The 22,801-nt window shown below is 64.3% G+C and carries 26 protein-coding genes and 1 pseudogene; 12 read left to right on the top strand and 15 right to left on the bottom strand.

What is annotated here, in order from left to right; translation table 11 throughout:
- Positions 1–65: 65 nt before the first annotated feature.
- The 12 genes from BMY22_RS05175 (at position 66) to fdxA (ending at position 8,666) form a co-directional block, all read left to right on the top strand.
- Positions 66–701: a S24 family peptidase gene (locus BMY22_RS05175; protein ID WP_090620099.1), complete on the top strand. Its 636-nt coding sequence runs from the start codon at positions 66–68 to the stop codon at positions 699–701.
- 204 nt (positions 702–905) lie between these two features.
- Positions 906–2,090, top strand: coding sequence for a phospholipase D family protein (locus BMY22_RS23650; RefSeq protein WP_208599230.1), 1,185 nt, complete (start codon positions 906–908; stop codon positions 2,088–2,090).
- Between the two features lie 246 nt (positions 2,091–2,336).
- Positions 2,337–2,528, top strand: coding sequence for a hypothetical protein (locus BMY22_RS05170; RefSeq protein WP_090620097.1), 192 nt, complete (start codon positions 2,337–2,339; stop codon positions 2,526–2,528).
- Positions 2,525–2,824 (top strand): hypothetical protein, encoded by a 300-nt coding sequence (locus tag BMY22_RS05165; protein WP_090620096.1) that lies wholly within the window; start codon positions 2,525–2,527, stop codon positions 2,822–2,824. The genes BMY22_RS05170 and BMY22_RS05165 overlap by 4 nt, the downstream gene beginning before the upstream one ends.
- Positions 2,821–3,393, top strand: a complete 573-nt coding sequence (locus BMY22_RS05160; RefSeq protein ID WP_090620094.1) for a deoxynucleotide monophosphate kinase family protein — start codon at positions 2,821–2,823, stop codon at positions 3,391–3,393. Before BMY22_RS05165 ends, BMY22_RS05160 begins: the two co-directional genes overlap by 4 nt.
- Positions 3,394–3,403: 10 nt before the next feature.
- Positions 3,404–3,694, top strand: coding sequence for a pyocin activator PrtN family protein (locus BMY22_RS05155; protein WP_090620092.1), 291 nt, complete (start codon positions 3,404–3,406; stop codon positions 3,692–3,694).
- A gap of 61 nt (positions 3,695–3,755) precedes the next feature.
- Positions 3,756–4,106, top strand: coding sequence for a hypothetical protein (locus BMY22_RS05150; RefSeq protein WP_090620091.1), 351 nt, complete (start codon positions 3,756–3,758; stop codon positions 4,104–4,106).
- On the top strand, positions 4,096–4,392 hold the full coding sequence (locus tag BMY22_RS05145) for a hypothetical protein (RefSeq protein ID WP_090620089.1): 297 nt from the start codon (positions 4,096–4,098) through the stop codon (positions 4,390–4,392). The genes BMY22_RS05150 and BMY22_RS05145 overlap by 11 nt, the downstream gene beginning before the upstream one ends.
- Entirely contained in the window at positions 4,383–4,583 is a 201-nt protein-coding gene (locus tag BMY22_RS05140; RefSeq protein ID WP_090620088.1) for a DUF4224 domain-containing protein, read from the top strand. The genes BMY22_RS05145 and BMY22_RS05140 overlap by 10 nt, the downstream gene beginning before the upstream one ends.
- A gap of 1 nt (position 4,584) precedes the next feature.
- A complete protein-coding gene (locus BMY22_RS05135) occupies positions 4,585–5,589 on the top strand; it encodes a tyrosine-type recombinase/integrase (RefSeq protein WP_090620086.1) in 1,005 nt (334 codons plus the stop codon).
- A gap of 50 nt (positions 5,590–5,639) precedes the next feature.
- Positions 5,640–8,207 carry a DNA mismatch repair protein MutS gene (gene mutS, locus BMY22_RS05130; RefSeq protein WP_090620084.1) on the top strand — a complete coding sequence of 856 codons (2,568 nt, stop codon included), beginning with the start codon at positions 5,640–5,642 and terminating at the stop codon, positions 8,205–8,207.
- Between the two features lie 135 nt (positions 8,208–8,342).
- A complete protein-coding gene (gene fdxA / locus BMY22_RS05125) occupies positions 8,343–8,666 on the top strand; it encodes a ferredoxin FdxA (protein WP_090620083.1) in 324 nt (107 codons plus the stop codon).
- A 132-nt stretch (positions 8,667–8,798) separates the two neighbouring features.
- Here the strand turns inward: fdxA and rpoS are convergent, their stop codons facing one another.
- From rpoS to tilS, 15 genes and pseudogenes are all read right to left on the bottom strand, one after another.
- The gene (gene rpoS / locus BMY22_RS05120; RefSeq protein WP_090620081.1) at positions 8,799–9,803 is read right to left on the bottom strand and encodes an RNA polymerase sigma factor RpoS; all 1,005 of its coding nucleotides are present in this window, start codon (positions 9,801–9,803) and stop codon (positions 8,799–8,801) included.
- 99 nt (positions 9,804–9,902) lie between these two features.
- On the bottom strand, positions 9,903–10,733 hold the full coding sequence (locus tag BMY22_RS05115; RefSeq protein WP_090620080.1) for a peptidoglycan DD-metalloendopeptidase family protein: 831 nt from the start codon (positions 10,731–10,733) through the stop codon (positions 9,903–9,905).
- 95 nt (positions 10,734–10,828) lie between these two features.
- A pseudogene (locus BMY22_RS05110) lies at positions 10,829–11,066 on the bottom strand (undecaprenyl phosphate translocase family protein); the annotation flags it as partial.
- Positions 11,067–11,084: 18 nt separating this feature from the next.
- Positions 11,085–11,762, bottom strand: a complete 678-nt coding sequence (locus BMY22_RS05105) for a protein-L-isoaspartate(D-aspartate) O-methyltransferase (protein WP_090620078.1) — start codon at positions 11,760–11,762, stop codon at positions 11,085–11,087.
- Positions 11,762–12,511: a 5'/3'-nucleotidase SurE gene (gene surE, locus BMY22_RS05100; RefSeq protein WP_090620077.1), complete on the bottom strand. Its 750-nt coding sequence runs from the start codon at positions 12,509–12,511 to the stop codon at positions 11,762–11,764. The genes BMY22_RS05105 and surE overlap by 1 nt, the downstream gene beginning before the upstream one ends.
- Entirely contained in the window at positions 12,499–13,557 is a 1,059-nt protein-coding gene (truD, locus tag BMY22_RS05095) for a tRNA pseudouridine(13) synthase TruD (RefSeq protein WP_090620076.1), read from the bottom strand. Before truD ends, surE begins: the two co-directional genes overlap by 13 nt.
- Positions 13,554–14,027: a 2-C-methyl-D-erythritol 2,4-cyclodiphosphate synthase gene (gene ispF / locus BMY22_RS05090; RefSeq protein ID WP_090620120.1), complete on the bottom strand. Its 474-nt coding sequence runs from the start codon at positions 14,025–14,027 to the stop codon at positions 13,554–13,556. The genes truD and ispF overlap by 4 nt, the downstream gene beginning before the upstream one ends.
- Before the next feature lie 107 nt (positions 14,028–14,134).
- A complete protein-coding gene (fghA, locus tag BMY22_RS05085; RefSeq protein WP_090620074.1) occupies positions 14,135–14,980 on the bottom strand; it encodes an S-formylglutathione hydrolase in 846 nt (281 codons plus the stop codon).
- 83 nt (positions 14,981–15,063) lie between these two features.
- Positions 15,064–16,179 carry an S-(hydroxymethyl)glutathione dehydrogenase/class III alcohol dehydrogenase gene (locus tag BMY22_RS05080; RefSeq protein WP_090620072.1) on the bottom strand — a complete coding sequence of 372 codons (1,116 nt, stop codon included), beginning with the start codon at positions 16,177–16,179 and terminating at the stop codon, positions 15,064–15,066.
- A 114-nt stretch (positions 16,180–16,293) separates the two neighbouring features.
- Positions 16,294–17,001, bottom strand: coding sequence for a 2-C-methyl-D-erythritol 4-phosphate cytidylyltransferase (gene ispD / locus BMY22_RS05075; protein ID WP_090620071.1), 708 nt, complete (start codon positions 16,999–17,001; stop codon positions 16,294–16,296).
- Positions 16,998–17,285, bottom strand: a complete 288-nt coding sequence (ftsB, locus tag BMY22_RS05070) for a cell division protein FtsB (protein WP_090620069.1) — start codon at positions 17,283–17,285, stop codon at positions 16,998–17,000. The genes ispD and ftsB overlap by 4 nt, the downstream gene beginning before the upstream one ends.
- 116 nt (positions 17,286–17,401) lie before the next feature.
- A complete protein-coding gene (gene eno, locus BMY22_RS05065; RefSeq protein ID WP_090620068.1) occupies positions 17,402–18,691 on the bottom strand; it encodes a phosphopyruvate hydratase in 1,290 nt (429 codons plus the stop codon).
- Between the two features lie 40 nt (positions 18,692–18,731).
- On the bottom strand, positions 18,732–19,577 hold the full coding sequence (gene kdsA / locus BMY22_RS05060) for a 3-deoxy-8-phosphooctulonate synthase (protein ID WP_090620066.1): 846 nt from the start codon (positions 19,575–19,577) through the stop codon (positions 18,732–18,734).
- Between the two features lie 3 nt (positions 19,578–19,580).
- Positions 19,581–21,212: a CTP synthase gene (locus BMY22_RS05055; protein WP_090620065.1), complete on the bottom strand. Its 1,632-nt coding sequence runs from the start codon at positions 21,210–21,212 to the stop codon at positions 19,581–19,583.
- Positions 21,213–21,370: 158 nt separating this feature from the next.
- On the bottom strand, positions 21,371–22,684 hold the full coding sequence (tilS, locus tag BMY22_RS05050) for a tRNA lysidine(34) synthetase TilS (protein ID WP_090620063.1): 1,314 nt from the start codon (positions 22,682–22,684) through the stop codon (positions 21,371–21,373).
- Positions 22,685–22,801: the final 117 nt, after the last annotated feature.

Below are 22,801 nucleotides of genomic sequence, written 5' to 3'. Positions count from 1 at the left end.
GCTAACCCATAACACAATAGCACTCAGTAATTTACTAACTGCTAACGGGAGGCGACTATTTGGCCATGGACATCAATCAGCTCAGAGTCACAGCCTTGAAGCGCCTGATCGGCGGCATGCAGCTCAAGGAGTTCGCAGAGCGCCACGATCTGGACGCCTCATACCTGTCCCAAATCCTCAACGGCCACCGAAAGCTCGGTGAAAAGGCCGCCGCCACCCTGGAAGAAAAGCTGGGGTTACCGTCATTCGCACTGATCTATCCCCGCGAGGAAGCCGAGCTGCTGCCCGGCACGAAACTGGAGCCACAGGCGTTCCGACGCGCACCGATCAAGGGAATTGCACAGTTGGGCCCAGACGGATATTGGGATGCACTCGAACATGCAGACGGCTGGATAGATATCCCCTCCAGCGACCCGAACGCCTACTCCCTGCGCGTGAAAGGCGACTCCATGTCACCGGCCATCCGCGACGGCTGGGCGGTCTGGTGCGAGCCGAACTGCGAGCCGGTGCCCGGCGAGTACGTCATGGTCCGCCGCACCAACGGCCAACAGATGGTCAAGGAACTGCTCTACGCCAACACCGAGAGCGTCAGCCTCATGTCGGTCAATGCCAGCTATGGCCGTTTGACCATCCCCCGCGTAGAGATTGAGCACATCCATCCTGTCGGCAGCATCGTGCCGCCTAGCAAGATCAGGTATTGACGCAGGGAGAACCAAGGAATGGCAAAGGAGTGCCCCAGTAAATGATATCTACAACAGAGATAGCCTCATTCGTATGGCTATCCGAGTCGGCCAGCGCTTGATCCGAATGGCTGCAAACACAAGTTAAACCTTTCTCCTTTGCAGCACCGACGTGAGACCGAGGCAACATCTTAACTCAACAGATCGACAACAGGAGAAATTGACTTGCAGCTGATCACGCAAAACGAAGAATTAGTTAAAACACTTTCTCGCCTGATAACCACCTACCCAAAATCCGCATTCGCTGTTGCTTGGGCAACATCAGGAAACACCATTTTCTCCCTCCTGAAGAAACACGTCCCCAAGATCACCCAGGCAGTAATCGGGACTCACTTCTACCAAACACATCCAGATGTGCTAGATACTTTTAAAAACTCGCCAAGAGTGCACTTCATTCTTCAGCCATCTGGTGTGTTTCACCCTAAAATCTACATTTTTTGGGATAAAAAAAGATGGGAGGCGCTAATTGGAAGCGCCAACCTAACTACAGGAGCCCTCAGCACAAACTCGGAAGCTATGGTTCTGCTTTCTGGCGAAGGGACTGATTATTCCCACGGAAAAGATGAAATCCTTTCACTTATTGATAGCTACTGGTCAATCTCAAAAGAGATAAACGAAGACGACGCCACAGCTTACCGAGAAATCTGGAGCACGAAGCAGTCAGACCTTAGCAGACTAAGCGGCCAATATGGATCAAGAGCGGCCGCGAAGCCCCCGACTGAATCCTCAGTCATGTCAATGTCATGGGCACAATACTTCAAAGAAGTTAAATCTGACTCGTACCACGGCTTCGATCATCGATGCAACCTTCTGGAGTTTGTGCATAGAGCCTTTCTTAATCACCCCACCTTTGAATCGATGGAACTTACCCTTCGGAAAACGATTGCCGGCTTGCCGAATGGCCTCGACGAGCGGTGGGGGTGGTTTGGAAGCATGAAGGGCGCAGGCTATTACCACCAGGCAATCAATAATAACAACCCATACATCTCGAAAGCTCTTGATGCAATACCCCTACACGGGACGGTCACTCGCGAACAGTACAATAATTACATAAAAGATTTCATAAAGGCTTTCCCAAACGGCAGACATGGCGTTAGTATCGCGAGCCGTTTATTAGCACTTAAACGCCCAGATCAATTCATCTGCTTAGACTCTAAGAACCGGCGGAAGCTATGCACTGATTTCGGGATCCCTTCCAGCAAGATGGACTATGATCGCTACTGGGAAGAAGTCATTGAGCGCATCATGGACACCCCTTGGTGGAGAAGCAGACGCCCTATTGATAGTCAGGAGATGCAGGTTTGGGATGGCAGAGCAGCAATGCTCGACGCCATATTTTATGAGGAATGAGCCCCTTACCGACTCTGCAGCCAATGATCTAGCCGCAGCTTAGCCACATTCAGATGCCACCTTTTCTGCCCTTCTCCGGCTTGCTGCAGGCAAGCCGGAGAAGGGAAGCCCACACTGTAACGAACGGCTAAGCTCCTGCATTTCCATTAGCAGGCGCGATTGCGTTATTTTTAGTATTAGCTATTGCCATGAAAATTAGCGATTGCTAATTTAGCTCCGTACCCACCACCGTACGGAGCACCCACCATGCCCACCCCGCACAGCAAGCCCACCACCCGCTACCCGGTCTACCTGCACCCGGCAGCGGCCTCCAACCCCTCCATCATCGCCCGCATCCAGCGCCGCACCGGCCTGCTGGTGATCGCCGGCGGTAGCCGCCAAGCCGCCACCCTGCGCCCCTTTGCCGCCGACCTCGGCCCGCTTGGGGGTGCAGCATGAGCCAGCGCATCAACCTCCTTCTGCTGCTGATCGTCGATACCATCACCCAGGTCAGCGCCAAGGGCCGCTGGACGCCGTACTTCGACATCGGCGGCCGCTACGCGAACGTCAGCCTGTACTTCCGCCCGCAAGCATTCGACCGCTCTGCGCCGCCGGGTAACTGGCCAAGCAGCAAGACCTGCTACGCGCACATCGTGCCGGCCACGCCGGCCGATGAAGAGAAGTACATCGAAGAACTGCAAGCCATGCTGGCCTTCGCCCGCCGTCACCTCGAAGACCGTCAGGAGGCCGCATGAGCACGCTGCTGATCGGCCTCACCGGCGCCGCGCACAGCGGCAAAAGCACCGCCGCCCGCGAGCTGGTGGCGCACTACGGCTTCCTCCACTACGCCTTCGCCCAGCCGCTCAAGGCGATGCTCGCTCAGGGCCTGAACCTGAGCGACGCGCAGCTCGAAGGCGCACAGAAGGAGGCGCCGCTGCCCTGGCTGGGCAAGTCGCCCCGCGAGCTATTGCAGACCCTCGGCACCGAATGGGGCCGCCATCTGGTGCACCCGGAGCTGTGGCTGCGCATCGCCCGGCAGAACCTAGGCAATCTCGCGGACTGCCACCCGCAGGCGCCCGGCATCGTGATCAGCGATGTGCGCTACGAGGACGAAGCCGAGTTCGTCCGCCAGCGCGGCGGCGTGCTGGTGCACATCCTGCGGCCGGACGCGCCGCCGATACGCACCCACGCAACCGAGACGGGTATCGCCATCGGCGACAACGATCTGGTGATCCACAACGACAGCGATCCGGACGGGTTTCGCCAGCGCGTACGGGAAACCGTGCAGCGTGTGGCTGCCCGCGCTGGCCGCCGTGCCGCGTAGGAGGTGCCGCGTGACGACCACCGGACAGGCACTTCATCGGGAGGGTCGCAGGGAGGCCAGCACGCTGGAGCTGCTGCGCCGCCGCTACGGCTGCAACTACATCACCGTGGAGCGGTTGCTGCTCGATCATTTGCCGCACATCGGTACCGAGCGGTATCTGCGCGCGGAAATCCGGGCCGGACGCATCGCCCTGCCCCTATCGCGCCTGCACGACAGCGAGCGCGCCCCGCTAATCGTTTACCTCAGCCATCTGGCCGCATTTCTCGACCGCGCTGAGCAAGGCGCCACAAATGCGGCATGATCCCTACCCACGCCGGCCAACAAGGGCGCGCCGGCACGGATCGACAAGGAGAGCATCAAGCATGGAACTGACCCCCGACCAAATCACCACCCTTATCGGCGTCACCCTCGGCACCAGCTTCACCTGCGCCGCCTGTTACCTCATCGGCAGAGCGGCCGGCATCCGCCTCGGCATACAGCACGGCCACAGCGACGGCTACCACAGAGCCCACGGCCAGTTCAGCGCAGACCTGCACGAAACCACCCAGCGCCTGAACAAGGCCGAGCGCCTCCTCGCCGCCACCCAGACCGAACTGCGCCGCGTGCAGGATCTGCACAGGATCGAACGCCGCAACGCCACCCAAGCGCTCGGGCAACTCACCACCAGCGCCCTGCAAATGGAGCCGCCAGGGAGGCCAGCCAATGACCTGTAGCCTCTTCTACAGCACCGAAATGCCCAACGAGCGGGCGAAAGTCTTCGGCACCCCGCCCGCCAAGCCGATGCGCTGGGCCGTGGACTACGTCGTCAAAACCCCGGACGGCCGCACCGTCGTCCTGGGCGAGAAAACCATCCAGCGCGCCACCTTCGAGGAACTGCGCGCCGTCATGGCCCACACCATCGGCGACGAGGTCGGCAACGTCGCCACCTTCGTCAGCTGGCGAGCCACCGCTTACGGCGGGAAGAAGAGAAGGAAAGGAGGGAAACGGAAGTGTTCCTGACGGAAGAAGAACTGCGCACCCTCTCGGGCAAGCAGAAGGCCAGCGCCCAGGCGCGCTGGCTGAATAGCGAGAATATCCCGCACATCATCGGCGGCGATGGGAAACCCAAGGTACTCAGGGAGCTGGTCCTTGCGCGCCTGGGGGGTGCCGGCCACACTCCGCACGAACCGAAGCTGCGCCTGGCATCCTGACATGAGACCCCGCAAAACCGACCGTCATCTGCCGGCCAAGGTCTACCAGAAGCACGGCGCTTTCTACTACGTCCACCAGAACAAGTGGGAGCGCCTGGGCGGAACCCTCGAAGAAGCGCTGGCGGCCTATGCCAAGAAGGTCCAGGTCACCAGCTCCGGCGCGGGCATGCCCGCGCTGATCGACCGGGTGCTCACGCAGGTTTCCCCGACACTCAAACCCAACACCGTGCTGCAGTACACCGCTGCAGCCGAGCGGCTGAAGGACATTCTGGCCGAGTTCAACCCCGACCAGGTCCTGCCCAGGCACGTCGCGGCCATCAAGAACAGCATGGCCGCCACCCCGAACATGGGAAACCGCGTGCTCAGCTTCCTGCGCGCCGTATTCACTTACGCCGTCGAGTGGCAGATCGTCGACAGCAACCCCTGCATCGGCATCCGCCGTCACGCCGAGAAAAAGCGCGACCGCTACCTGACCGACGAGGAATTCCAGGCGATCTGCGCCCAGGCCACCGAGAACATGCGGGTCATCTACCAGATGGCCTACCTCACCGCCCAACGCATCAACGACGTGCTGTCGATCCGCCTGGCCGACATCACCGAGGACGGCATCGCCTTCAAGCAGCAGAAGACCGACAAGCGGCTGATCGTCAAGATGACTCCCGATCTCGCCGACGTCATCGCCCGTGCGAAAGCCCTGCCCCGCTCGGCCCGCGGCCTGACCCTGTTCACCACCAAGCGCACCTGCAAGCCGGTGATCTACGAGACGGTCAAGCAGCAGTGGCGCAAGGCCTGCGAGCGCGCCGGCGTGGGAAACGCCACCCTGCACGATATCCGCGCCAAATCCCTGACCGACGCCAAGCGCGAGGGCAAGGACGCCACCAAACTGGCCGGCCACGCCGACCCGCGCATGACCGATCGCTACATCCGCCTGCGCGAAATCGACATCGCCGACGGCCCCACTCTCCCCCGCAAAAAGCCCTCAAAAACCGAGCAGCAGGCAGGGTAGTATTAGACACCTTGCCCCTGTCAAATAGACAAATAACGCTAAGTGATTGAATGGAAAGCCTTTCTGAACACACACCAATGATGCAGCAATACTGGAAACTCAAGCGCGAGCATCCGGACCAGCTGATGTTCTACCGCATGGGCGATTTCTACGAGCTGTTCTACGAGGACGCCAAGAAAGCTGCCAAGCTGCTCGACATCACCCTGACTGCCCGCGGCCAGTCGGCCGGCAAGTCGATTCCCATGGCCGGGATTCCCTTCCACTCGGTCGAGGGCTACCTGGCCAAGCTGGTCAAGCTCGGCGAATCGGTGGCGATCTGCGAGCAGATCGGCGATCCCGCCACCAGCAAGGGGCCGGTGGAGCGCCAGGTGGTGCGCATCATCACCCCCGGCACGATCAGCGACGAGGCACTGCTCGACGAGCGCCGCGACAACCTGCTGACCTCGGTGGTCGGCGACGAGCGGTTGTTCGGCCTGGCGGTGCTGGACATCACCGGTGGACGCTTCAGCGTGCAGGAACTCAGGGGCTGGGAGAATCTGCTGGCCGAACTGGAACGCCTCAATCCCGCCGAACTGCTGTACCCCGACGACTGGCCGGCCGGTCTGCCGCTGGAAAAGCGCCGCGGCGCGCACCGCCGGGCGCCCTGGGACTTCGACCGCGACAGCGCATATAAAAGCCTCTGCCAGCAGTTCGCCACCCAGGATCTGAAAGGCTTCGGCTGCGATGGCCTGACCCTGGCCATCGGCGCTGCCGGCTGCCTGCTGGGCTACGCCCGGGAAACCCAGCGCACCGCCCTGCCGCACCTGCGCAGCCTGCGCCACGAGCGCCTTGACGACACCGTGATCCTCGACGGTGCCAGCCGACGCAACCTGGAACTGGACGTCAATCTGGCCGGTGGACGCGACAACACCCTGCAATCGGTGATCGATCGCTGCCAGACAGCCATGGGCAGCCGCCTGCTCGGCCGCTGGCTGAACCGTCCGCTGCGTGATCGAACCATACTGGAGGCGCGCCAAGACGCCATCGCCTGCCTGCTGGAGAACTATCGCTTCGAAACCCTGCAGCCGCAGCTCAAGGAGATCGGCGACGTCGAGCGGATCCTCGCCCGCATCGGCTTGCGCAACGCCCGTCCGCGCGATCTCGCCCGTCTGCGCGATGCCCTTGCCGCGCTGCCGCAGCTGCAGGCGGCCATGAGCCCGCTGGAAGCACCGCACCTGCAGACCCTGGCCGGCAGCATTCGTACCTACCCCGAACTGGCCGACCTGCTGGCCCGCGCCATCATCGACAACCCGCCAGCGGTGATCCGCGACGGCGGCGTGCTCAAGCAGGGCTACGACGCCGAGCTGGACGAGCTGCTCTCGCTCAGCGAGAACGCCGGCCAGTTCCTCATGGATCTGGAGGCCCGCGAGAAGGCCCGCACCGGCCTGCCCAACCTGAAAGTCGGCTACAATCGCATCCACGGCTACTACATCGAGCTGCCGCGGGTACAGGCCGAACAGGCGCCGGCCGACTACATCCGTCGGCAGACCCTGAAGGGCGCAGAGCGCTTCATCACCCCCGAGCTGAAGGCTTTCGAGGACAAGGCCCTGTCGGCCAAGAGCCGCGCCCTAGCACGGGAGAAGGCGCTCTACGAGGAGCTTCTGGAAATCCTCATCGACCAGTTGGCACCGTTGCAGGAAACCGCGGCCGCTCTGGCCGAGCTGGACGTACTGGCCGACCTCGCCGAACGGGCACTGAACCTCGACCTGAACCGTCCGCGCTTCGTCGAGGAGCCCTGCTTGCGCATCAGCCAGGGCCGCCATCCGGTGGTCGAGCAGGTGCTCGACACGCCCTTCGTCGCCAACGACCTGGAGCTCGACGACGCCACCCGGATGCTGATCATCACCGGGCCGAACATGGGCGGCAAATCCACCTATATGCGCCAGACGGCGCTGATCGTGCTGCTCGCGCACATCGGCAGTTTCGTTCCGGCGGCCAGCTGCGAACTGTCTCTGGTGGACCGTATCTTCACCCGCATCGGCTCCAGCGACGACCTGGCCGGCGGCCGCTCTACCTTCATGGTGGAGATGAGCGAGACCGCCAACATCCTGCACAACGCCACCCAACGCAGCCTGGTGCTGATGGACGAGGTCGGCCGCGGCACCAGCACCTTCGACGGCCTGTCGCTGGCCTGGGCAGCGGCCGAGCAGCTGGCGCAGCAGCGCGCCTTCACCCTGTTCGCCACCCACTATTTCGAGCTGACCGTGCTGCCGGAAAGCCAGTCGGCGGCGGCCAACGTGCACCTCGACGCCGTCGAGCACAACGAACGCATCGTCTTCCTTCACCACGTCCTGCCGGGACCGGCCAGCCAGAGCTACGGCCTGGCGGTGGCGCAGCTCGCCGGGGTGCCGAATGCCGTCATCCAACGCGCCCGCGAGCATCTGGCGCGATTGGAAGCCACCAGCCTCCCCCACGAGGCACCACACCGCGAGACGGGCAAACCCCTGCCACCCATCCAGAACGACCTGTTCGCCAGCCTGGCGCATCCGGTCCTGGAGGAGCTGGGCCGGACAAATCCGGATGAGCTGAGTCCACGGCAGGCACTTGAGCTGATATATACATTGAAGTCGCGCATCTGACGGCGCTCGATCAAGCTGCTAGAATCGCGCGCTTTCAGGGAGCTCCGGAACCTTTAGCCTGAAGCCCGGAGCCCTTTCAATACAAGCCGGGGAGCCGAATCGGCTCCCCGGCTGCAGCCTGAGGAGAACACTGGAATGGCCTTCGTCGTCACCGACAACTGCATCAAGTGCAAGTACACCGACTGTGTTGAAGTCTGCCCGGTAGACTGTTTTTATGAAGGGCCGAACTTCCTGGTCATCCACCCGGACGAGTGCATCGACTGTGCGCTCTGCGAGCCCGAGTGCCCGGCCCAGGCGATCTTCTCCGAAGACGAAGTGCCCGAGGACATGCAGGAGTTCATCCAACTGAACGCCGATCTGGCGGAAGTCTGGCCGAACATCACCGAGAAGAAGGAAGCCCTACCGGACGCGGAAGACTGGGATGGGGTGAAGGGTAAGTTGCAACATCTGGAACGCTGATTCCGCACCAATAGAACAAGGCCTGCCGAATGGCGGGCCTTTTCGTTTCCACGGCAAAGAGCCTCACTGCAGCCGTACCCGCCCCCCCGCACAAACCCACCATCATAGGTCTGTGGAAGGGGCGGAATCGCCCTACTGGAACAGCGCGTCGCTGGACAGACCGTTCTTCTCAAGGATTTCCCGCAGCCGCTTGAGCGCCTCGACCTGAATCTGGCGTACCCGCTCGCGGGTCAGGCCGATCTCCTGCCCCACCTCCTCCAGCGTGCAGCTCTCGTGACCGCGGAGGCCGAAGCGGCGCACCACCACTTCCCGCTGCTTGTCGGTCAGATCGAACAGCCACTGGTCGATACTCTGCGAGAGGTCGTCGTCCTGCAACAGATCGCAGGGGTCAGAGGGGCGATCGTCGGTCAGCACATCGAGCAGGGTCTTGTCCGAATCCGGCCCCAGCGAGACATCGACCGAAGTGACCCGCTCGTTGAGCCCGAGCATCCGCTTGACTTCGGCGACCGGCTTCTCCAGCAAGTTGGCGATCTCTTCCGCCGAGGGTTCGTGATCGAGCTTCTGCGTCAACTCGCGCGCCGCCCGCAGATAGACGTTGAGTTCCTTGACCACATGGATCGGCAGGCGGATGGTACGGGTCTGGTTCATGATGGCCCGCTCGATGGTCTGGCGAATCCACCACGTGGCATAGGTCGAGAAGCGGAAACCGCGCTCCGGGTCGAATTTCTCCACCGCCCTGATCAGACCCAGATTGCCTTCCTCGATCAGGTCGAGCAGCGACAGGCCGCGGTTGACATAGCGACGGGCGATCTTGACCACCAGCCGCAGGTTGCTTTCGATCATCCGCTTGCGCCCGGCCGGATCACCCCGCTGCGCCAGCCGTGCGTAATGCACTTCTTCCGCTGGGGTCAGCAGCGGCGAGAAGCCGATTTCATTGAGATAAAGCTGGGTCGCATCCAGTGCCCGACTATAGTCGATGTATTTGTGCTGCTTCAGGCTCGCCTGCCTGGATTTCGCAACGGGAAGGTCCGACTCATCGTCCATGACATCCTCCAGCACGATCTCCGCCTCCATCAGGAGCACATCGTCGTCTACATCAAACTCCGGCGCTTCTTTTGCTTTTATATTGAGAGCCATCGTTGTTGTCCCATGCTGTGTTCGACAACAAGCTCCGGTACCGCCATCCCATGGCTGAAACCCGAGCCCTTATCTCTGGCGGGAGCGGACAGCAACAGCTTATCGGGAAGGGAGGTATTGCAGAGGATCCACAGGTTTGCCCTGACGGCGAATCTCGAAATGGAGCTTCACCCGATCAGTGCCTGTCGACCCCATTTCGGCAATAGTCTGCCCCGCCTTGACCTGTTGTCCTTCCCGAACCAGCAGCCTGCGGTTGTGGCCGTAGGCAGTGACATAGATATCGCTGTGCTTGATGATGACCAGTTCGCCGTAACCCCGTAAGCCACCTCCGGCGTAAACAACCGATCCATCAGACGCAGCCACAACAGGCTGACCCAATTGCCCGCCGATATCAATGCCTTTATTCAAACTGTCGTTTGAGGAAAAGCGTCCCACCAGGGGACCATCGGCCGGCCAGGACCAACCGGACGACGAACGGACCGATACTGCTGAGCCGGGAGGCGTTGTCGCAGGCTTCGCCTGGACCGTTCCGTCAGCCGGCTTGGCGGGGGCCGCGGCAGGTGGGGTCGTTGAGGAGGCAGCGGTAGCTGCTGCCGGCTGCCGAACCGTCTGGGTCGAGCCGGCCTGGCGTGCCGGGCCGAAGCGGATCGTCTGTCCCGGACGGATCACGTAGGGTGCGGCGATGCCATTGAGGGCCGCCAGTTCCCGCCAGTCCCAGCCATAACGGATGGCGATGGAGGAAATCGACTCGCCACGGCTGACCACATGCTGACCGCTGGTGACGTGCGGAACTGCCGGCTGCTCTGCCACCTGCACGCTGTCACGGGAAGAGCTGGCGCAGCCTGCAAGCAGCAGGGCGAAGGCGATTCCGCCCAACGGAAGCCGGGCAGCGCGACTGCCAAGCCGAAATTGAAGAACTCTGAAACTCACCCGCGCATCCCCTTTCCGATGACGTGACACTGGAATCCAGACGAACCACAGCTATTCGACAACGCTGCCTGCCGGCTGACGACGACCGGCCAGCTCGATACCACGATCAGACAGAAGAACGACCAGACCAATCGGCCGATGTTCCAGCAGGCAACTGATCAATCGCGCCACGCCGCCACGACACCTGCACAACAACAGCGGTGCATTGGGCAGACGACCGATGGAGCGCCGCAGTTCATCATAGATGCCCCCGATGAAAGCGACGGTACCACCCGAGACACCAGGCACGACATTGGCCACACCCTTCAGGAAAAGAAACAAGGAGGATTTCACGGAGCCCATCCAGAACGGTCAGAACAAGGAGCCTTGGAGCAAGGGCACGAAACGTACAGTTTCCAACGCATGACGGCGGAAGCCGTCGGCCTCGCGAACGATCAACAACAACTGCTGCTCGTCGCCGGTACCTACCGGAATCACCAGACGCCCGCCGGGGGCCAACTGCTCCAGCAGTGCCGGCGGCACGTCCGGGGCGGCAGCGGTGACCATGATGCCATTGTAGGACGCCAACGCCGGCCAGCCCTCCCAGCCGTCGCCCCAGCGAAAGACCACATTGCGCAGCTTGAGTTCGAGCAGCCGCTCCTTGGCGCGCTCCTGCAGCGTCTGGATCCGCTCGACGGAGAACACCCGCTCCACCAGTTGCGCCAGTACTGCGGTCTGGTAACCCGAACCGGTACCGATCTCCAGCACCTTGTCCAGCGGGCCGCCGGCGAGCAGCAGCTCGGTCATGCGACCGACCATGTAGGGCTGTGAAATCGTCTGGTTGTGGCCGATCGGCAGGGCAGTGTCCTCGTAGGCCCGATGTGCCAGAGCCTCGTCGACGAACAGATGGCGCGGCGTGTGACGGATCACCTCGAGCACCGGAGGGCTGGACAGGCCTTCCTCGCAGAGACGCTGGATCAGTCGCTCACGGGTACGTTGCGAGGTCATGCCGATGCCGCTGTGCAACAGGTCGTCATGCCGACGGCGCATCAGAGCAAGCCCTCCAACCAGCTGCCGAGGCCGGCGAAGGCCTCGTGAAAGGTGCGGTCGAGCTGCAGCGGGGTGACTGACACATAACCCTGCATCACGGCATGGAAATCGGTCCCTGGCCCGCCATCCTCGACATCGCCGGCCACCGAGATCCAGTAGCCCTCCTTGCCGCGCGGATTGACCACCTTGACCGGCGCCTTGGCCCGGGCCCGGTGGCCGAGGCGAGTCAGGCGGATGCCGCGGATGTGGTCCAAGGGCAGGTTGGGGACATTCACGCTGAGCACGGTGCGCGGCGGCAGTTCGAGTCGCTCGTGCTGCGCGACCAGGGTGCGGGCGATGTGCGCGGCTGTCGGCAGGTTGTCCGGCTCGCGCGACAGCAGCGAGAAGGCGAAGGCCGGCCGGCTGCAGAAGCGCCCTTCGATGGCGGCCGCCACGGTCCCCGAATAGAGCACGTCGTCGCCCAGATTGGCGCCCAGGTTGATGCCGGACACCACCATGTCCGGAATCTCTTCCAGCAGGCCGTTGAGGCCCAGGTGGACGCAGTCGGTGGGGGTGCCATCGAGAGCGACGAAGCCGTTCGACAGCCGTTGCGGATGCAACGGCCGGTCCAGGGTCAGCGAGCTGCTGACGCCACTCATGTCCTTGATGGGAGCGACGACCACGCACTCGGCCATACCGGCCAGAGCATCGTGAAGCGCGGCGATGCCAGGGGCATGAACCCCGTCGTCGTTGGCGATCAGAATACGCATGAAGTGTCCATTGGACCCGCCGGCAGCAGATCGACGAACTCGCGGACCACCACAGTGGCGAAGCAGCCGGCCGGCAGGACGAATTCCAGTTGCAAGATATCGGTAGTGGGATAATGCCATGCCAGCCGGTCGATGGGGAGGCGCAGAATGCGCCGTTCGTGCACCATGCCCGCGCCACCCAGCCACTCGCACAGCGGCACCTCGCCCCGGGCGACGACCTCCTCCAGCGCCTGGCCGGCCGCGCCGGCCGGGGAGTCGCCCGCGCCCCAGAGCGGTCCGGTCGGATGCAGGTCGAGCAGCGCCAGACGCGGGTCCGCGCATTCGGCCTCCCCGGCCATGAAGAAACTGCGGCTGTCGGTGAAAGCCAGGAGATCGCCCGGCTGCGCCCGGTTCCAGCTGCCGGCCGCGACCCGCTCGGCCAACACCCGGTTGAACAGGTAGCTGCGCGCCGCCGAGAGCAGGCGCGAGCGCAGGTTGCGCTGGGCCGGCAACTCCCCGCGCCCGGCGAAGGCACGGGCCTCGGCGAGATTGCCGCCGTCGTGGCCGAAGCGCTGCAGGCCGAAGTAGTTGGGCACCCCCTCCCGGCGGATTCGCTCCAGGCGCGCATCCAGCGCCGGACGGTCGGCAGCGAGACGAGTCAGGCGCAGGGTGAAACCGTTGGCCGCATGGGCGCCGCGCTGCAGCTTGCGCGAATGGCGGGTGCGCTCGAGGATGCGCAGATCGTCGCCTTCCGCTGCGGCGAAATCGGGATCGGCCTTGCCCGGCAGATGCAGACTGAACCACTGGCGCGTCAGTGCCTGGCGATCCTTGAGGCCGGCATAGCTGATCGCTTTCAGCGGCATCCCGGCGGCGCGGGCGAGGCGCCGCGCCGCCTCCTCGGTATTCAGCCCACGCTTCTCCACCCACAGCCAAAGGTGCTCGCCCTGCCCGCTCAGTGGGATATCCAGCACCTCGTCGACCTGGAAGTCCTCCGCACAGGCCTTGAGCACGGCTTGACCGCAGGCTTCACCGTGGGCCCTGGGCCCGAGCAGTTCGAGCTCCGTCATTGCGGCAGCAACAGGGCCACCGCATGCACGGCGATACCCTCCTCGCGGCCGGCGAAGCCGAGCCTCTCGGTGGTGGTGGCCTTGACGTTGACCTGGTCCGTCCCGACCCGCAGGTCCTCGGCGATCAGCACGCGCATGCGCTCGATATGCGGGGCCATCTTCGGCGCCTGGGCGACGATGGTGGCGTCGACGTTGCCGACCTGCCAGCCCTTGCCCTGCACCAGAGCGACCACATGGCGCAGCAGCACGCGACTGTCGGCGCCCTTGAACTGCGGATCGGTGTCCGGAAAGTGCCGACCGATGTCGCCCAGCGCCGCAGCACCGAGCAGCGCATCGCAGAGCGCATGCAGCAGCACGTCGCCGTCGGAATGGGCGAGCAGCCCGAAGCGATGGGGAATCCGCACACCGCCGAGGGTGATGAAATCGCCCGTGCCGAAGCGGTGCACGTCGTAGCCGTGGCCGATACGCATGATGAAGAACACCCTGAAAAAAGTCAGGGCGCGATTCTACAGGAGTCGCGCCGGATAGGAGCCAGCTTGCTGGCGATCAAGGATGTCGGATCGCCCGAAAATCGGCCCTACAGACTCAGGGCCTGCGCATGATGGCGCAGATGGTCGTCGATGAAGCTGGCGATGAAATAGTAACTGTGGTCGTAGCCCGACTGCAGGCGCAGGGTCAGCGGATGCCCGGCCGCCATCGCGGCGGCCTGCAAGGCCTCGGGCTTGAGCTGGTCGGCGAGGAAGCCGTCGGCATCGCCCTGATCCACCAGGATCGGCAGGCGCTCCCGGGCTCCGGCGAGCAGCGCGCAGGCATCCCAGTCTTTCCAAGTCTCGCGGTCCTCGCCCAGATAGCGACTGAACGCCTTCTCGCCCCAGGGACAGGCGCTTGGATTGACGATCGGCGCGAAGGCCGACAGCGAGCGGTAGCGCCCGGGGTTGCGCAGCGCACAGACCAGCGCGCCGTGACCGCCCATGGAATGGCCGCTGACTCCACGCCGATCGGAAACCGGGAAGCGGGCCTCGATCAGGGCCGGCAGTTCGTGCACCACGTAGTCGTGCATGCGGTAGTGCTGCACCCAGGGCTCTTGGGTGGCATTCAGGTAGAAGCCGGCGCCGAGACCGAAATCCCAGGCGCCGTCCGGATCGCCCGGCACGCCCTCGCCGCGCGGACTGGTGTCCGGCGCCACCAGCACCAGACCCAGCTCGGCGGCCAGGCGCTGCGCGCCGGCCTTCTGCATGAAATTCTCGTCGGTGCAGGTCAAGCCGCTCAGCCAGTAGAGCACCGGCAGCCTGGTACCCTCCTCCGCCTGCGGCGGCAGGTACATGGCGAACAGCATGTCGCAGTTCAGGGTGGTCGAATGGTGACGATAGCGGTTGTGCCAGCCGCCGAAGCTTTTCTGGCTGGAGAGCAGCTCGAGGGTCATGAGCGGTCCTTGAACGGAGTCCTGAAACGGAGCGCCCACGCAGGTGCGTGGGCGCGATCATCGAGAGGCGAGCGCCGCCCCACTCAGAAGTGGATGACCGTGCGGATGCTCTTGCCTTCGTGCATCAGCTCGAAGGCCTGGTTGATGTCTTCCAGGCCCATGGTGTGGGTGATGAAGGTGTCCAGCGGGATCTCGCCCTTCTGCGCCTTCTCCACGTAGCTCGGCAGCTCGGTGCGTCCCTTGACGCCGCCGAAGGCGCTACCGCGCCAGACCCGGCCGGTGACCAGTTGGAACGGCCGAGTGCTGATCTCGGCGCCGGCCGGCGCCACGCCGATGATAGTCGATTCGCCCCAGCCCTTGTGGCAGCACTCCAGCGCCGCGCGCATCAGCTGCACGTTGCCGATGCATTCGAAGCTGTAGTCCACGCCGCCGTCGGTCATCTCGACGATGACGTCCTGGATCGGCTTGGCGTGGTCCTTCGGATTGACGAAGTCGGTGGCGCCCAGCTCGCGGGCGACCTCGAACTTGGCCGGATTGATGTCGATGGCGATGATCCGGCTGGCCTTGGCCATCCTGGCGCCGATGATCGCCGCCAACCCGATGCCGCCCAGGCCGAAGATCGCCACGGTAGCGCCCTCGGTGACCTTCGCGGTGTTGAGCACCGCACCGATGCCGGTGGTCACGCCGCAGCCGAGCAGGCAGACCTTTTCCAGCGGCGCGTCCTTGGGGATCTTGGCCAGGGAGATTTCCGGCAACACGGTGTACTCGGAGAAAGTCGAGCAACCCATGTAGTGGTAGATCGGCTGACCCTGGTAGCTGAAACGAGTAGTGCCGTCCGGCATCAGGCCCTTGCCCTGGGTGGCGCGGATCGCCTGGCACAGGTTGGTCTTGCCGGACTTGCAGAACTTGCACTCGCGGCATTCGGCGGTATACAGCGGAATCACATGGTCGCCGACCTGCAGGGAGGTCACCCCCTCGCCCACCGCCTCGACGATGCCGCCGCCCTCGTGGCCCAGGATGCATGGAAACACGCCTTCGGAGTCCTGCCCCGACAGGGTGTAGGCATCGGTATGGCAGACACCGGAGGCGACGATGCGTACCAGCACCTCGCCCTTCTTCGGCGGCTCCACATCCACTTCGACGACTTGCAGCGGCTGGTTCGGGCCGAAAGCGACGGCGGCACGGGATTTGATGGTCATGACAAGCAATCTCGATGCATTGAAAAGGAAGAGTCTAATTCAAGGCCCGGAAGAGATGACCGCTCATCGGGAAAAGATTCCCGCCAGCCCTTGCGGCGAGCAGGAACGAGATGCTCAGTCGCCCGCCCAGCACCGGGCCAGCCACTCCAGGTCCTCCGGACGGGTGATCTTCAGGTTGTCCGCACGCCCCTCGATCAACCGCGGCGCCTGTCCGGCCCACTCCATCGCGGAGGACTCGTCGGTAACCGCAACGCCGGCCGCCAACGCATCGCCCAGCGCCTGACGCAGCGCGCCGAGGCGGAACATCTGCGGCGTGTAGGCCAGCCAGACCACCGAGCGGTCCACGGTCTGGCGCACCCGGCCATCGGCACCGGCGCGCTTCAGGGTGTCCCGCGCCGGCACCGCCAGCAGTCCACCGACCGGATCGTCGGCCAGTTCGGCGAGCAGCCGCTCCAGATCGGCGCGGGCCAGGTTCGGCCGCGCGGCATCGTGCACCAGCACCCAGTCGGATGCGTCCGCACCCTGCCCGGCGAGCAGTTGCAGGGCGTTGAACACCGAGTCGGCCCGCTCGCTGCCGCCGGCGGCGCGCAGGATGCGTCCGTCGCCGGCACAGGGCAGTTGCGGCCAGTAGGGATCGTCCGCCGCCAGACTGACCGCCAGCCCCTTGAGCCGCGGATGGCCGAGGAAGCAGTCGAGGGTGTGTTCGAGAATGGTCCTTCCGCCGAGCGGCAGGTACTGCTTGGGGCGGTCGGCGCGCATGCGGCTACCGATGCCGGCAGCCGGGATCACGGTCCAGAAGGACGGCAGGTCGGAGACGTTCATTGGGCCAACTGATAGAGGGTCTCGCCCTCTTTGACCATGCCGAGTTCGTGGCGGGCGCGCTCCTCGACGGTTTCCATCCCCTTCTTCAGCTCCTGTACCTCGGCGTCGAGGAGCCGGTTGCGCTCGTGCAAGCGCTCGTTCTCGCTTTTCTGTTCGGATATCTGCCGCTTCAACTCGGTCACCTGCGCCAGGCTGCCATCGCCCACCCACAAACGATACTGCAGGCCGCCCAGCAGCAGGGCCAGCACGACGAAAAGCCAGTAATGACTACGCAGGAATGACATGTGGATACTTCGCGGTACGAAGGCAAAGATGCTTCGCCAGGCCTCTGCTCATAGGATTGCTCACCCACCATGCGAAAAGGGGCAGCTTGCGCTGCCCCTGCTCAGCACATCGCGGCTCAGCCGCGGAACTCGGCACGTCCCTTGTACGGAGCCTTGGCGCCCAGTTGCTCCTCGATGCGCAGCAGCTGGTTGTACTTGGACACGCGGTCGGAGCGGCACAGCGAACCGGTCTTGATCTGCCCGGCAGCGGTACCCACCGCCAGATCGGCGATGGTGGAGTCCTCGGTTTCGCCGCTGCGGTGGGAGATCACCGCGGTGTAGCCAGCGGCCTTGGCCATCTGGATGGCTTCCAGGGTTTCGGTCAGCGAGCCGATCTGGTTGAACTTGATGAGGATCGAGTTGGCGATGCCCTTCTCGATGCCCTCTTTCAGGATCTTGGTATTGGTGACGAACAGGTCGTCGCCGACCAGTTGCACCTTCTCGCCGATCTTCCCGGTCAGCCCCTTCCAGCCTGCCCAGTCGGACTCGTCCATGCCATCCTCGATGGAGATGATCGGGTAGCGCTGGGTCAACCCGGCCAGATAGTCGGCGAAACCGGCGGCATCGAATACCTTGCCCTCGCCGGCCAGATCGTACTTGCCGTCCTTGTAGAACTCGCTGGAAGCGCAGTCCAGGGCCAGGGTCACGTCAGTGCCCAGCTGGTAGCCGGCCTTCTCGACGGCCTCGGCAATCGCGGCCAGAGCATCTTCGTTGGAGGCCAGGTTCGGCGCGAAACCGCCTTCGTCGCCTACCGCGGTGTTGAGGCCGCGAGCCTTCAGCACAGCCTTGAGGTTGTGGAAGATCTCGGCGCCCATGCGCAGCGCGTCGGCGAAGGTCTTGGCGCCGACCGGCTGTACCATGAACTCCTGGATGTCGACGTTGTTGTCGGCATGTTCGCCGCCGTTGATGATGTTCATCATCGGCACCGGCAGGCTGTATTCGCCGGGGGTGCCGTAGAGTTCGGCGAGGTGGGCGTAGAGCGGCAGGCCGCGGGCCGCGGCGGCGGCCTTGGCGGTGGCCAGGGACACCGCGAGGATCGCGTTGGCGCCCAGGCTGGCCTTGTTTTCGGTGCCGTCCAGCTCGATCATCGCCCGGTCCAGTGCCTTCTGGTCGGCCGGATCCTTGCCCAGCAGCAGGTCGCGGATAGGGCCATTGACGTTGGCCACGGCCTTCAGCACGCCCTTGCCCAGATAGCGCCCCTTGTCGCCGTCGCGCAGCTCCAGGGCCTCGCGGGAGCCGGTGGAGGCACCGGACGGGGCGCAGGCACTGCCGATGATGCCGTTGTCGAGAATCACGTCGGCCTCCACGGTGGGGTTGCCGCGGGAATCAAGCACTTCGCGTCCCTTGATGTCGACGATCTTTGCCATTGTTGTTTAACACTCCATAGATAGCTGCAAGCGACAGGGTTCAAGCAGTTTCGATTGGCGGGAATTTCTTGACCAGCGCATCCAGCTGCGCGAGCTGGGCGAGGAAGGGCTCGAGCTTGTCCAGGCGCAGGGCACAGGGGCCGTCGCACTTGGCGTTGTCGGGGTCCGGATGAGCCTCGAGGAACAACCCGGCCAGCCCCTGGCTGATGCCGGCCTTGGCCAGATCGGTGACCTGGGCGCGGCGGCCGCCGGCGGAGTCGGCGCGTCCGCCCGGCATCTGCAGGGCGTGGGTCACGTCGAAGAACACCGGATACTCGAACTGCTTCATGATGCCGAAGCCGAGCATGTCGACCACCAGGTTGTTGTAGCCGAAGGAGCTGCCGCGCTCGCAGAGGATCAGCTGGTCGTTGCCAGCCTCCTCGCACTTGGCGAGGATGTGCTTCATCTCCTGCGGGGCGAGGAACTGGGCCTTCTTGATGTTGATCACCGCACCGGTTTTCGCCATGGCGACCACCAGATCGGTCTGTCGGGAGAGGAAGGCCGGCAGTTGGAGGATGTCGCAGACTTCCGCCACCGGCGCCGCCTGATAGGGCTCGTGCACGTCGGTGAGCACCGGCACGCCGAAGGTCTTCTTCACCTCCTCGAAGATCCGCATACCCTCCTCCAGGCCCGGGCCGCGAAAGGAGGCGATCGAGGAGCGGTTGGCCTTGTCGAAGCTGGCCTTGAACACGTAGGGGATGCCGAGCTTCTCGGTGACCCGCACGTACTCCTCGCAGACCTTCAGCGCCAGGTCGCGGGACTCCAGCACGTTCATCCCGCCGAACAGCACCATCGGCCTGTCGTTGGCGATCTCGATAGTGCCGACTCGGATGGTCTTCTGGGTCATGTCTCAGGCCTTCCGGGCTTTCTGCGCGAGCGCGGCATTGACGAAACCGCTGAACAGCGGATGGCCGTCGCGCGGGGTCGAGGTGAATTCCGGGTGGAACTGGCAGGCGACGAACCAGGGATGGTCGGCCACCTCGATGACCTCCACCAGCGCGCCGTCGCCGGAGCGGCCGGCGACCTTGAAACCGGCATCGGCCAACTGCGGCAACAGGTTGTTGTTGACCTCGTAGCGGTGGCGGTGACGCTCGACGATCACCTCCTTGCCGTAGCACTGGCGCACCAGGGAACCCTCTTCCAGCTGGCACTCCTGGGCACCGAGGCGCATGGTACCGCCCAGGTCGGAGGACTCGCTGCGGGTCTCGGTGGCGCCGGTGGCGCTCTGCCATTCGGTGATCAAGCCGACCACCGGATGGCCGCAGGACTTGTCGAATTCCGTGGAGTTGGCATCTGCCCAGCCCAGCACGTTACGAGCGTACTCGATCACCGCCACCTGCATGCCGAGGCAGATGCCCAGGTAGGGGATCCGGTTCTCGCGGGCATACCTGACCGCGGCGATCTTGCCCTCCACCCCGCGCAGGCCGAAGCCGCCCGGCACGAGGATGGCATCGGCGCCTTCCAGCAGCGCGGTACCTTGGTTCTCGATGTCTTCCGAGTCGATGTAGCGCAGGTTGACGCGGGTGCGGTTCTGGATGCCGGCATGCCCCATGGCCTCGATCAGCGACTTGTAGGCGTCCAGCAGCTCCATGTATTTGCCGACCATGGCGATGGTGACTTCTTTCTCCGGATGCAGCTTGGCATCGACGACGCGCTCCCATTCGGAGAGGTCGGCGCCCCGGCACTCCAGACCGAAGCGCTCGACGACGATGTCGTCGAGGCCCTGGGCATGCAGCACCGAAGGGATCTTGTAGATGGTGTCGACGTCTTCCAAGGCGATCACCGCGCGCTCCTCCACGTTGGTGAAGAGCGCGATTTTGCGCCGCGAGGAGATGTCGATCGGGTGGTCGGAGCGGCAGATCAGCACGTCCGGCTGCAGGCCGATGGAGCGCAGCTCCTTCACCGAATGCTGGGTCGGCTTGGTCTTGGTCTCGCCGGCGGTGGCGATATAGGGCACCAGGGTCAGGTGGATCAGCATCGCGCGCTTGGCACCCACTTCCAGGCGCAGCTGGCGGATCGCCTCGAGGAACGGCTGGGATTCGATGTCGCCGACGGTGCCGCCGATCTCCACCATGGCCACGTCGGCATCGCCGGCGCCCTTGATGATGCGCCGCTTGATCTCGTCGGTGATGTGCGGGATGACCTGGATGGTCGCGCCCAGGTAGTCGCCGCGGCGCTCCTTGCGCAGCACTTCCTCGTAGACGCGACCGGTGGTGAAGTTGTTGTTGCGGGTCATGGTGGTGCGCACGAAACGCTCGTAGTGGCCCAGATCGAGGTCGGTCTCGGCCCCGTCGTGGGTGACGAACACTTCGCCGTGCTGAAAGGGGCTCATGGTGCCCGGATCGACGTTGATGTAGGGATCCAGTTTGAGCAGGGTGACCTTCAGCCCCCGCGCCTCCAGGATAGCCGCCAAGGATGCCGATGCGATGCCTTTCCCCAATGAAGAAACAACACCGCCCGTGACGAAGATGTAGCGCGTCATGAATAACCCTAGAAGTCTGCGTTTAAGCGGCCGGCGCCGCCGGGGGAAGCGAAGGAGCGATTGTGCACTGTGCGACAACAGCAAGGCACTACGGGTTCCCTAGCCGGAATCCGCAGTAGCGATGTAAGACGGGAGCGTAGTCTACCGGAAAGGGTTTTTCAGCTCAAACTTTCGACATTTTCCGGCGGCCTCCAGAGCAGCCGAAAGGCGCCGTCGGCCGAGCCGTCGAGACCGGGCACGCCGGCCACGGCGAGCAACTCGTTGCCACGGTAGAGCAGCGGCAGGCGGCCGCGGACGAAGGCCGGCAGGCCACGCTCGTTGAGCAGGCGCTTCAGATCGCGGTGACCACGCCCCGGCACGGCCAGCACCTCGCCGCCCCGCCGGTAGCGCACTTCGAGGGAAGCGGCCGGCCCCCGGCCCTGCAGCTGCAGGCAGCCGTTGCCCGGCAGGGCCAGCGGCCTTGTCGGCTCGCCCCAGGACAGCGGCCCGGCGGGCGGACGCAGCCAGTCGCCGGCGAGCCACCAGATCCGCCCGGCAGCCCGGTGCATCTCGCCGCGAGCCAGCCGCCAGACCGGCGCCGCATCGACCGACGCCTCGCGCAGTGCCTGCCAGCCCGCCCAGTGGTCGGTGTCCGGCAGGGGCGTAAAGGGTTCCAGCCAATGGCGCAGGGCATTGCGCTGGCGCGCCGGAGACAGCCCGAGCAGTGGCGCCAGAGACAGCGACGGCAATCCGAGCCAGGGAAAATCGCCCGCATCCCTGGCGGCGGCCAGATCCAGTCGCGCCAGATCGTCCAGCAGCTCCCGGGCCTCGGCCATATGCGCGGCGCTGCGGGCCATGCTCCGCACGGCCTGCGGCCAGCGCTCGGTGAGCAGCGGCAGCACCCGGTGACGCAGGAAATTGCGGGAAAAGTGCTGATCGCGGTTGGAGGGATCCTCGATCCACTGCAGCCCCTGCTCGACGGCATAGCGCTCCAGCTCGCCGCGGGAAACCTCCAGCAGGGGCCGCAGCAGCCGGCCGCGACCGAGCGGACGCACCTCTGGCATGGCCGCCAGACCGCGCACCCCGGCCCCGCGCAGCAGGCGGAACAACAGGGTTTCCGCCTGATCGTCCTGATGCTGCGCAGTCAACAGCAACTCGCCCTCCCCCAGCACTTTGGCGAAGGCCCGGTAGCGCGCCTCGCGGGCGGCACGCTCGAGGCTAGCGCCCACCTCGACGCGGATGCGGAGAACCTGCAGAGGAACCCCCAGCCGCGCGCAGACCTGCCGGCAGTGTTCCGGCCAGTCGTCGGCTACGACCTGCAAGCCATGGTGAACATGGAGAGCGGACAACGGCGGCAAGCCGTGCTGTCGGCCGAGCCGCACCAAGAGATGCAACAGGACAGTGGAGTCCAGTCCACCGGAAAAAGCCAGGCGCCATCCTGGCGCATCGCACCAAGGGGACAGGATGGCGAGCAGGCGGGACTCCAGAGACATGCTGCAAGGCTCGCGGGAGAATCAGCGCGAAGGCCCCAAGGCCCCCGCGCGGCACACAAGCGGATCGACAGATCCCGGCCGGGCCGGACACATCCGCCCGGCCCCGCCGGAGCACCG

Origin of the sequence: Azotobacter beijerinckii, assembly GCF_900110885.1 — a bacterium.
GTDB lineage: Bacteria > Pseudomonadota > Gammaproteobacteria > Pseudomonadales > Pseudomonadaceae > Azotobacter > Azotobacter beijerinckii.
The sequence above is the reverse complement of the archived record's forward strand: the minus strand, read 5'-3'. Positions and strand labels throughout refer to the sequence as shown.